1 protein-coding gene is annotated in these 574 nt (G+C 63.4%); it reads left to right on the top strand.

Translation table 11 applies throughout. The features are described from left to right. Positions 1-62 precede the first annotated feature (62 nt). Positions 63-574 (top strand): condensation domain-containing protein (locus ISP15_RS18260; RefSeq protein WP_404549421.1); only part of this gene is annotated, 512 nt, incomplete at its 3' end.

The raw sequence follows: 574 nt of genomic DNA on the forward strand, positions 1-574 counted from the left end.
TGGATGTTGAGGCGCAATCCGTACTTTCTTTTGCCCAGCATCGCATCTGGTTTCTTGAGCGCATGCATCCTGGGACGGCGAGCTACAACATTCCGACGGCGCTGCGCGTGCGCGGCAGGTTGAACATCGAATGGCTGCGTGAATGTGCGCAGGCGATCGTGGATCGGCATGAAGTGCTGCGCACCACGTTCGTGGAGCAAAGCGGTGACCCGATGCCGGTCGTGCATGCCGGGATGCGGCTGAACGTGCCGGTGGCGGACCTGTCCGGACTGGCTCCTGGCGCGCGTGAGGCCGAGTTGCAGCGCCTCATCGACACCGACTGCAGGCAGCCGTTCGACCTGGCGCAAGGGCCGCTGTTGCGGTTGACGCTCGTGGATCTGGGGGAAGAAGGCCATGTGCTGCTGTTTTGCGTGCACCACATCGTGGCCGACGGCGGTTCGATGCAGGTCATCAGGCGCGAACTGCTTGCCCGGTACAAGGCGAAGGCTACGGGAAGTGACTTGGAGTTGCCGCCGCTTGCGGTGCAGTACGGCGACTACGCGGCGTGGCAGCGCCAGAAGCTGGAGAGTGAGTT

This window comes from Dyella jejuensis (assembly GCF_044904675.1).
In the GTDB taxonomy this organism is placed as follows: domain Bacteria; phylum Pseudomonadota; class Gammaproteobacteria; order Xanthomonadales; family Rhodanobacteraceae; genus Dyella_B; species Dyella_B jejuensis.